Below are 8,820 nucleotides of genomic sequence, written 5' to 3' on the forward strand. Positions count from 1 at the left end.
CTTCGGCGCGGGTCTTGCCTTCCTCGCGTGCGAGCAGCGTGCCGAGTTCTTCCTTGCGCGCGAGGATTTCATTGCCGATCTTGTCGAGCGCATCGGAGCGAGCCTGGATGCCACTGGTGGACCAGGCTGGAAAGGCGGCAGTGGCGGCTGCGACCGCGGCATTCACCTGGTTCGCGTCGCCCTGGGCGTACTGGCCCAGCACGTCGGCCAGGTTGCTCGGGTTGGTGTTGGCGCTGTAGCTGACACCGGCGAGCCATTCGCCATTGATGAGGTTGTCGAATTTCTGCATGGCTGGATCCTTGGAGTCGGTCGGAAAAAACGCAGGGCCGCATGGCGGCCCTGCGCGCAATGGCAAAGGTTAATGGTTGACCCCGCTGTTCAGGGGCCCGCGCCCGCTTCCCAGCGTTGCCCGGAGGGAGTCTTGACGGACACGCCCTCGCTGATTACTGCGGCGGGCGCACCGCCTGGCGGGCCAGCAACTTCCAGTAGTCGCCTTGCTTTTGCCAGACGCCGAGGATCTTGATGCTGACCTTGCCGGGCTTGCCCGAGTCGTTGGTGTCGGCCGTGAGCGTGTGCCGCACGATCGCCACGTTGTCGATCACGTTGATGGTCTGCTCGGTGATCGTGATCGTCACGAAGTCCGATTTGCCGTCCATCAGGTCGCTGATGAAACTCGCCTTGGTGTCGACCTTGCCGCCGGAGTGGCCGTAGCTGAGATCGTCGGCCACCAGGGCACCGAGCGCCGCAGGGGTTGGGTCGATCATGGCGACTCGCAGCTTCTCCGCCGCAGCAGCCACGGCCGGCGCGGCAGCAGGATCCTTGGCGCCCAGGGTCGTGCAGCCTGCGAAAGCCGCGGTGGCGGCAGCAACGAGGATGAGTTTCTTCAGCATGTCTTTGTCTCCAGGTGTTGTGGTTGTGGATCGGCGAAAAGAACCTATTGCGGGCCGAGCTTGTCGATCAGCGCAGCCAGGGCTTCGTACTCATTGGGCTTGAGTTCGGTCAGCGGCGTACGCACCGGGCCCGCGTCGTGGCCGACGATCTTGGCGCCGGCCTTGACGATGCTCACCGCGTAGCCCTGACCCTTGTTGCGGATCTCCAGGTACGGCATGAAGAAGTCCTTGAGCAGGCGGTGCTGCGTCGCGATGTCGTCCTTGGCGACCGCATGATAGAAATCCATCGCGGTCTTCGGGATGAAGTTGAAGACGGCCGACGAATACACCGGCGTGCCCAGCGCCTTGTAGGCCGCTGCATAGACCTCCGCCGTCGGCAGGCCGCCCAGGTAGGCGAAGCGATCGCCCATGCGCAGGTGGATGGAACTCATCAGTTCGATGTCGCCGATGCCGTCCTTGAAGCCGACGAGGTTCGGGCAGCGTTCGGCCAGCTTTTCGAGCGTGTCCGGATAGAGCTTGCTCTGGCCGCGGTTGTAGACGATGACGCCGAACTTCACGCTCTTGCAAACGGCTTCGACGTGCGCGGCAAGGCCTTCCTGGCCGGCTTCGGTGAGGTAGTGCGGCAACAGGAGCACGCCGTGCGCACCCGCCTTCTCGGCCGCTTGCGCGCACTGGATCGCGAAGCGCGTCGGACCACCGGCGCCCGCGATGATCGGCACCTTGCCGCGGCAGGTGTCGACCGCGGTCTGGATGATGCCGGGGTATTCGTCGCCGGTCAGCGAGAAGAACTCGCCCGTGCCGCCGGCGGCAAACAGTGCGCTCGCGCCGTAGGGAGCGAGCCATTCGAGGCGCTCGATGTAACCCTTCTTGTCGAAGGTGCCGTCGGCGTCGAAATCGGTCAGCGGGAACGACAGCAGGCCGGAGCCCATGATGGATTTGAGTTCTTGAGGATTCATGTCGAAAGTAGGGGGACAGTGAGACGAAAGTGAGAGGTGCGGGAGACGGCCGACGCCGTGCCGCACCACGCCCACGAAAGGACGAGCGCGGCAGGGCCAGCGTTCAGTCGAGCTTGATCTGGGCGGCGTTGACGACCTTGGCCCAGCGCGAGCGTTCCTTCTCGAAGAACTGCTCCTGCTCCGCCGGTGTCATGGTCACGACTTCGGCGCCCTGGCCGGCAAGGCGCGAGCGGATATCGGGCGACCGGATGATCGTGACCAATTCCTTGTTCAGTCGCTGCACCAGTGCGTCCGGCGTGCCGCGAGGCACCAGCACGCCTTGCCAGGTGCCGGATTCGAAGCCGGAAACACCCTGCTCAGCGATGGTCGGGACGTCGCCTATCAGCGGCATGCGCGTGCCCTTGGAAACACCCAGCACCTTGAGCTTGCCGCTCTGCACGTGCGGCAGCGTCGCGAGCATGCCGTTCATGAGCACCTGGGTCTGCCCGGCGACGGTGTCCTGCACCGCCTGCACACCGCCCTTGTAGGGCACGTACTGCCAGCGCGCCCCGCTCGCACGTTCGAGCGCCACGCCCGCGAGGTGCGGTGCGCTGCCGGTGGCCGTCACCGCGAAGTTCAGGTCGGACTTCTTCGAGAGCGCGACCAGTTCCTTGAGGTTGTTGGCCTGCACCGAGGGATGCACCACGAGCAGATGCGGCGAATAGGCCAGCATGGTGACACCGCGCAGGTCCTTGGACGGATCGAAGGACAGCTTGGTGTAGACCGAGGGGCTGATCGCCAGCGCCCCGACATCGCACAACAGCAGGGTGTAGCCGTCGCCGGGCGCCTTGGAGACGAGGTCCGCGCCCAGGTTGCCATTGGCACCGGCCCTGTTCTCGACGATGACGGATTGCTTCAGCGCCTCCGACAGCGGCTGGCTGATGGAACGGGCGATGATGTCGGACGACCCACCCGGCGGGTAAGGGACGACGATGCGGATCGGCCGTGCGGGCCAGGCATCGGCCGCGCGAGCGCCGCCAGCGGCCACGAGGCCGGCCGCTCCCACGGCGCCAAGCATGAGATCGCGTCGGTTCATGGTCATGTGTGTGTCTCCTGATGCAGTTGAAGGATGTTGCATGTCGCCCAGCGGAGGTCGGAAGCGACATCGAATGTCATCAGTCATCGTACAACTAGACTTGCGCGATGTCCAGCCTTGCACAAAAAATTCAGAATCAAGCCGCCGGGGCGACGGGCGTCGACGGCACCGCAGCATCGGCGGCCGCCGGTTCAGCGGCGTTCTTGGCCGCTTCCTGGGCGATGCGCAGGCGCTCACGACTGTTCGTCAGGTGGATGCGCATGGCCGCGCGAGCCGATTCGGGATCCTTGCGCGCGATGGCGGCATAGATCTCTTCATGCTCGCGGTTCACGCGCGTCAGGTACTCCCCGCGCCGGTCGTGATTGCGGATGGCGGTGATTCGGGTGCGCGGGATGATCGTGGTACCCAGATGGCTCATGATGTCCGCGAAGTACGAGTTGCCCGTCGCCTGCGCGATCTGGAGATGGAAGCGGAAATCGGGCTCCACCGTATCCCCCGCCACCGCCACGTTGCGCTCGAAGTCGTCCAGCGCCTCGCGCATGGCGAGCAACTGCTCTTCCGTGCGCCGCGTGGCAGCCAGGCCGGCGGATTCGGTCTCGAGGCTGATGCGCAGTTCCAGCACCGCAAGCACGTCCACCGACGTGGCGATGTCCGACGCATCGAGCCGGAACATGCCCGCCGCGCGCGGCTGCAACACGAAGGTCCCGATGCCGTGATGCGTCTCGACCAGTCCCGCCGCCTGCAGCTTGGACAGCGCCTCGCGCACGACGGTGCGGCTCACGCCGTAGGCCTGCATGATGGCCGACTCGGTCGGCAGCTTGTCGCCCGGCCGCAACTGCTGGCTGCGAATTTTCTCGCCCAGATCGTCCACCAGGCCATGGGCCAGTCCACGGACCCTCCGGCGCGGGTTCGCGCCGAAGGCAGGTTGTTCGGTCGTTGCGGTTGACCCCGTTGACAGGCTCGACATGCCTTGATGATAATCGCCGCGATGTTGTATGACAACAGATAACTTACGACCAGAGACCAGACATCCATGAGCGAGACCTCCCCCACCCCGCTGCGCCTCGGCCGACTGCTCTTGACGGGCGCCGCCGGCGGCCTGGGCAAAGTGCTGCGCGAGCGCCTGCGCCCCTACGCAAATGTGCTGCGCGTCTCCGACATCGCGGCGCTGCCCCCGGCCGAAGGCCCCCACGAAGAAGTCGTGCCCTGCAACCTCGCCGACAAGGCGGCCGTCGACGCACTGGTCGCCGGCTGCGATGCCATCGTGCACCTGGGCGGCGTGTCGGTGGAGCGCCCCTTCGAGGAAATCCTCGAAGCCAACATCAAGGGCGTGTTCCATATCTATGAAGCTGCGCGCCGCCACGGGGTAAAGCGCGTGGTCTTCGCCAGTTCCAACCACGTGATCGGCTTCTACAAGCAGAGCGAACACCTCGACGCCCACGTGGCACGCCGACCCGACGGCTACTACGGCCTGTCGAAATCCTTCGGTGAAGACGTGGCGCAGTTCTACTACGACCGCTGGGGCATCGAGACCGTCAGCATCCGCATCGGCTCTTCCTTCCCCGAACCGGCCAACCGACGGATGATGAGCACCTGGCTGAGCTACCGTGACCTGACCCAGCTGATGGAGAAGTCGCTCTTCACGCCCGACGTGAAGCACACCGTGGTCTACGGCATGTCCGCCAACCGCTACGTATGGTGGGACAACGATGCCGCGGCGCACCTGGGCTTCGTGCCGCAGGACAGCTCCGAAGTCTTCCGTGCGAAGGTCGAGGCGCAGCCGCCCGTCGCGCCCACCGACCCCAACGCGATCTACCAGGGCGGTGCCTTCACGGCCCAGGGCCCCTTTGGCGATTGAGCGCGATGTCCGCCAATGCCGAACTCGTGGTCGACGCACGCTGCGGCACGGGCGAAAGCCCTGTCTGGTCCGTGGCCGAAGAGGCCTTGTACTGGGTTGATATTCCTGGCCGTGCGCTTCACCGTTGGTCCGCCGACGGCCACGCGCAGTGGGTCTGCAACGAAATGCTCGCCTGCATCGCGCCGCGCGGCGATGCTCCGGGCGCCTGGATTGCCGGCATGGAAAGTGGCATCTTTTCCATCGAGACCCTGGACGACGGCCGGGTCGAAGCCTTCCGGCTGGCGTCCGTTACGCACGCGGCACCGGGAATGCGCTTCAACGACGGCCGTTGCGACCGCCAGGGCCGCTTCTGGGCCGGCACGATGCTGATGGACATGGCGGCCGGCTCGCGCGTCGGACGCGTCTATCGCCAGGACAAGGCCGACACGGCGCCGACAGTCCAACTGGAGGACTTCATCGTTCCCAACGGCCTCGCCTTCAGCCCCGACGGCCGAACCATGTACCTGTCGGACTCGCACCCCAGCGTACAGACGATCTGGGCTTTCGACTACGACACTGCGACCGGAACACCCTCCAACCGGCGCGTGTTCGTCGACATGAATCCCCTGCCCGGCCGGCCCGACGGCGCGGCCATCGACGCCGACGGCTGCTACTGGATCTGCGGCAACGATGCTGGCCTGGTGCATCGCTTCACACCCCAAGGAAAGCTCGACCGTTCGCTCGCCGTGCCCGTCAAGAAGCCCGCGATGTGCGCCTTCGGCGGGCCGAAGCTCGACACGCTGTTCGTCACGTCCATCCGCCCCGGCGGCGACCTTTCCGATCAACCCCTGGCCGGCGGTGTCTTCGCCCTGCGCCCAGGCACCCAGGGCATCCCCGAACCGATGTTCGGCGCCTGAATCCAGATTTCATTTTCACGACAACCACCAGCAGAGGAAGACAAATGAAGGTCCACAAACACGCACTCATCGTCGCCATCGCGGCCTGCATGACCGCGATGGCCGCACAGGCCACCGAGTTCCGGTCGGCCGACATCCACCCTGACGACTACCCGACGGTCACGGCCGTCAAGTTCATGAGCGAGCGTCTCAAGCAACTCTCGGGCGGCAAGGACACGATCAAGGTGTTCAACAACAGCGCCCTGGGCAGCGAGAAGGACACGATCGAGCAGGCCAAGATCGGCGCGCTGCAAATGGTGCGCGTCAACATCGCGCCGATGAACAACATCTGCGCCGAGACCCAGGTGCCGACCATGCCCTTCCTGTTCCGCTCGGTGGACCACCTGCACAAGGTGCTCGACGGCCCGATCGGCGAAGAGATCCTCAAGTCCTGTGAAAAGCAGGGCTTCATCGGCCTCGCCTACTACGACAGCGGCGCGCGCTCGATGTTCACCGCCAAGAAGCCCGTGCGCAGCTTCGCCGACATGAAGGGCCTGAAGGTCCGCGTGCAGCAGTCGGACCTGTGGGTCTCGATGCTCGAAGCCATGGGCGCCAATGCCACGCCGATGCCGATGGGCGAGGTCTACACCGGCCTCAAGACCGGCCTGATCGACGCTGCCGAAAACAACTACCCGACCTACGAAAGCGCTCGCGCCTTCGAGGTTGCCAAGTACTACACCAAGACCGAGCACTCGATGGCCCCCGAGATGCTGCTGTTCTCCAAGCGTGCGTGGGACAAGCTCTCGCCCGAGGAGCAAGGCTGGATCCGCCAGGCCGCCAAGGAGTCGGTGCCCTACATGCGCAAGCAGTGGGAAGAGCGCGAGATCAAGTCGCTCGCGACCGTCAAGGCCGGCGGCGCCGAAATCATCGAGATCGACAAGGCTCCCTTCCAGGCCGCAATGAAGCCGGTGTACGACAAGTTCATCGTCGACGCGAAGCTGAAGGATCTGGTCAAGCGCGTGCAGGAAACGAAGTAAGTCCGGTCTTCCCACCCTGCCCCTCTCCCGCACGCGAGAGGGGCAAAGGCACATCATGTACACGAAAATCTGCCGCACGCTGGCTCGCGCCTGCATGTGGCTGGGCATCTTCGGCCTCGTCGCGGTGATCTGCGCCGTGAGCTGGCAGGTGTTCGGCCGCTACGTCCTCAACAACACCCCCACCTGGGCAGAAAGCCTCGCGCTGCTGCTGGTGCTCTACGTGACCATGCTCGGCGTTGCCGTTGGCGTGCGCGACGCAGGCCACATCGGGCTCGAATCCTTCCTCGTGCTCGCACCGGACTGGCTTCGCCTGAAGATGGAGTTTCTGATCCATTTCCTGATCCTGCTGTTCGGCGCCGCGATGGCCTGGAACTGCGCGTCACTGGCCGAATCTGTCTGGGGCTATCGCCTTCCCACGCTGTGGATCTCCGAAGGCTGGAAATACGTGCCGGCCGCAGTGTCCGGCGTCCTGATCGTGATGTTCTCGATCGAACACATCATCGCGCTTGCCAAGGGCGGCGAAGTCGAACCCGCCTGGGGCTGAGCAATGACCATTCCTCTCCTGATCCTCTGCATCTCCTTCACGGTCTTCCTGCTGCTGGGCGTACCGGTGGCGTTTTCCATCGGCCTGTCGGCACTGTCCACCCTGCTCTATGAAGGCCTTCCGCTGGAGGTCGGCTTCCAGCAGATGACCTCGGGCATGGGAATCTTCTCGTTCCTCGCGATTCCGTTCTTCATCTTTGCCGGCGAGCTGATGCTCTATGGCGGCATTGCCGACCGCATCGTCAATCTCGCACGCGACCTGGTGGGCCACGTGCGCGGCGGCCTCGGCATGTCGAATGTCGTGGCCTGCACCTTGTTCGGCGGCGTCTCGGGCTCACCCGTGGCGGACGTTTCGGCCATGGGCGCCGTGATGATCCCGATGATGAAGAAAGAGGGCTATCACGCCGACTACGCCGTCAACGTGACGACGCACGCGGCACTCGTCGGCGCTCTGATGCCGACCAGCCACAACCTGATCATCTATTCGCTCGCGGCAGGCGGCAAGGTGTCCATCGCGGCGCTGATCCTGGCGGCATTGCTGCCGGCGGCGGTGCTCACCATCAGCAACCTCGCAGCAGCCTATCTGGTCGCGGTGAAGCGCGGCTACCCCGCAGGCACCTTTCCCGGCTGGCAGATCGTGGCGCGTTCGTTCGCGGCGGCCTTGCCGGGCCTGTTCATCGTGGTGCTGATCCTGGGCGGCATCCTGTCCGGCGTGTTCACCGCGACCGAATCGGCCGCCGTGGCAGTGCTGTACGCGCTGGCGCTGACGATCTTCGTCTACCGCACGTTGAAGTGGGAACACTTCGTCAAGGCGGCGTCGAAGGCGGTGCGCACCACGGGCGTGATCCTCCTGCTGATCGGCATTTCCAGCACCTTCGGCTATCTCATCAGCCTGTACGGCGTGGCCGAGTTGACGGGCCAGATGCTGTCGCAGATCACGAGCACGCCGTGGGTGATCTTCTTGCTGATCAACATCATCCTGTTCGTGCTGGGCACCTTCCTGGACATGGCAGCGACCATCCTTCTGTGCACGCCGATCTTCCTGCCCATCGCCCAGCAATACGGCATGACCTCGGTACAGTTCGGCATCGTGATGCTCATCAACTGCGCGCTGGGACTCAACACTCCGCCGGTGGGCACGACCCAGTTCGTGGGCTGCGCGATCGGCGGGGTGTCGGTCGGCACGGTGATGAAGACCATCTGGCCCTTCTACGGCGCATTGATCTTTGCGCTCGGCGTGGTGACTTTTGTTCCGGCCTTCTCCACTTGGCTCCCCAGCCTTTACATGGTCGTCAAATAATGCACACGCCCAGGCTCGCGCATTTCTTGCCGCTCTCCGCCCTCTTGCAGGGCGCAACACCAGCGGCCCGGCGAACCCGGTTCCGCGGTGTTTTCCGCATGCAGGCGTGGGGGTTTCGTGGGGTCGGTGTTGCAAGAAAGGCAGCGGAGAACTGACATGTCGGAAAGCGCGATGACGCCGCTGTGCATCAGCATGGACGATCGCGACAACGTCGCGATCGTGGCCAACGACGGCGGCTTGCCGGCCGGCACGGAGTTTCCCTCCGGCCTGACGCTGGTGGACAAGG

10 protein-coding genes are annotated in these 8,820 nt (G+C 64.7%); 5 read left to right on the plus strand and 5 right to left on the minus strand.

What is annotated here, in order from left to right; translation table 11 throughout:
• The 5 genes from QTH97_RS36380 to QTH97_RS36400 all read right to left on the minus strand — a co-directional run.
• A partial coding sequence (locus QTH97_RS36380; RefSeq protein ID WP_286573612.1) for an aldehyde dehydrogenase family protein occupies positions 1-289 on the minus strand: 289 nt, incomplete at its 3' end.
• Between the two features lie 154 nt (positions 290-443).
• Entirely contained in the window at positions 444-890 is a 447-nt protein-coding gene (locus tag QTH97_RS36385) for a nuclear transport factor 2 family protein (protein ID WP_286573614.1), read from the minus strand.
• Positions 891-934: 44 nt separating this feature from the next.
• Positions 935-1,846, minus strand: coding sequence for a 5-dehydro-4-deoxyglucarate dehydratase (kdgD, locus tag QTH97_RS36390; protein ID WP_286573615.1), 912 nt, complete (start codon positions 1,844-1,846; stop codon positions 935-937).
• 103 nt (positions 1,847-1,949) lie between these two features.
• Positions 1,950-2,927, minus strand: a complete 978-nt coding sequence (locus tag QTH97_RS36395; protein ID WP_286573616.1) for a Bug family tripartite tricarboxylate transporter substrate binding protein — start codon at positions 2,925-2,927, stop codon at positions 1,950-1,952.
• A 130-nt stretch (positions 2,928-3,057) separates the two neighbouring features.
• Positions 3,058-3,888 carry a FadR/GntR family transcriptional regulator gene (locus tag QTH97_RS36400; protein WP_286573618.1) on the minus strand — a complete coding sequence of 277 codons (831 nt, stop codon included), beginning with the start codon at positions 3,886-3,888 and terminating at the stop codon, positions 3,058-3,060.
• A gap of 66 nt (positions 3,889-3,954) precedes the next feature.
• Here QTH97_RS36400 and QTH97_RS36405 point away from each other — a divergent pair, with 66 nt between their 5' ends.
• The 5 genes from QTH97_RS36405 to QTH97_RS36425 are packed head-to-tail and all read left to right on the plus strand — an operon-like array spanning position 3,955 to position 8,534.
• Positions 3,955-4,779, plus strand: a complete 825-nt coding sequence (locus tag QTH97_RS36405; protein ID WP_286573620.1) for an NAD-dependent epimerase/dehydratase family protein — start codon at positions 3,955-3,957, stop codon at positions 4,777-4,779.
• 5 nt (positions 4,780-4,784) lie between these two features.
• The gene (locus QTH97_RS36410) at positions 4,785-5,675 is read left to right on the plus strand and encodes an SMP-30/gluconolactonase/LRE family protein (protein ID WP_286573622.1); all 891 of its coding nucleotides are present in this window, start codon (positions 4,785-4,787) and stop codon (positions 5,673-5,675) included.
• Positions 5,676-5,719: 44 nt separating this feature from the next.
• Entirely contained in the window at positions 5,720-6,691 is a 972-nt protein-coding gene (locus tag QTH97_RS36415) for a TRAP transporter substrate-binding protein (protein WP_286573624.1), read from the plus strand.
• 55 nt (positions 6,692-6,746) lie between these two features.
• Positions 6,747-7,235: a TRAP transporter small permease gene (locus QTH97_RS36420; RefSeq protein WP_286573626.1), complete on the plus strand. Its 489-nt coding sequence runs from the start codon at positions 6,747-6,749 to the stop codon at positions 7,233-7,235.
• A gap of 3 nt (positions 7,236-7,238) precedes the next feature.
• On the plus strand, positions 7,239-8,534 hold the full coding sequence (locus tag QTH97_RS36425; protein ID WP_286573628.1) for a TRAP transporter large permease: 1,296 nt from the start codon (positions 7,239-7,241) through the stop codon (positions 8,532-8,534).
• Positions 8,535-8,820 lie beyond the last annotated feature (286 nt).

Origin of the sequence: Variovorax gracilis, from assembly GCF_030317115.1 — a bacterium.
GTDB classification, from domain to species: Bacteria; Pseudomonadota; Gammaproteobacteria; order Burkholderiales; family Burkholderiaceae_C; genus Variovorax; species Variovorax gracilis.

Bases quoted from the DNA above. Each gene is read 5' to 3' on its own strand.
- QTH97_RS36385 (WP_286573614.1), bottom strand. From the start codon at position 890: ATGCTGAAGAAACTCATCCTCGTTGCTGCCGCCACCGCGGCTTTCGCA.
- kdgD (WP_286573615.1), bottom strand. From the start codon at position 1,846: ATGAATCCTCAAGAACTCAAATCCATCATGGGCTCCGGCCTGCTGTCG.
- QTH97_RS36395 (WP_286573616.1), bottom strand. From the start codon at position 2,927: ATGACCATGAACCGACGCGATCTCATGCTTGGCGCCGTGGGAGCGGCC.
- QTH97_RS36400 (WP_286573618.1), bottom strand. From the start codon at position 3,888: ATGTCGAGCCTGTCAACGGGGTCAACCGCAACGACCGAACAACCTGCC.
- QTH97_RS36405 (WP_286573620.1), top strand. From the start codon at position 3,955: ATGAGCGAGACCTCCCCCACCCCGCTGCGCCTCGGCCGACTGCTCTTG.
- QTH97_RS36410 (WP_286573622.1), top strand. From the start codon at position 4,785: ATGTCCGCCAATGCCGAACTCGTGGTCGACGCACGCTGCGGCACGGGC.
- QTH97_RS36415 (WP_286573624.1), top strand. From the start codon at position 5,720: ATGAAGGTCCACAAACACGCACTCATCGTCGCCATCGCGGCCTGCATG.
- QTH97_RS36420 (WP_286573626.1), top strand. From the start codon at position 6,747: ATGTACACGAAAATCTGCCGCACGCTGGCTCGCGCCTGCATGTGGCTG.
- QTH97_RS36425 (WP_286573628.1), top strand. From the start codon at position 7,239: ATGACCATTCCTCTCCTGATCCTCTGCATCTCCTTCACGGTCTTCCTG.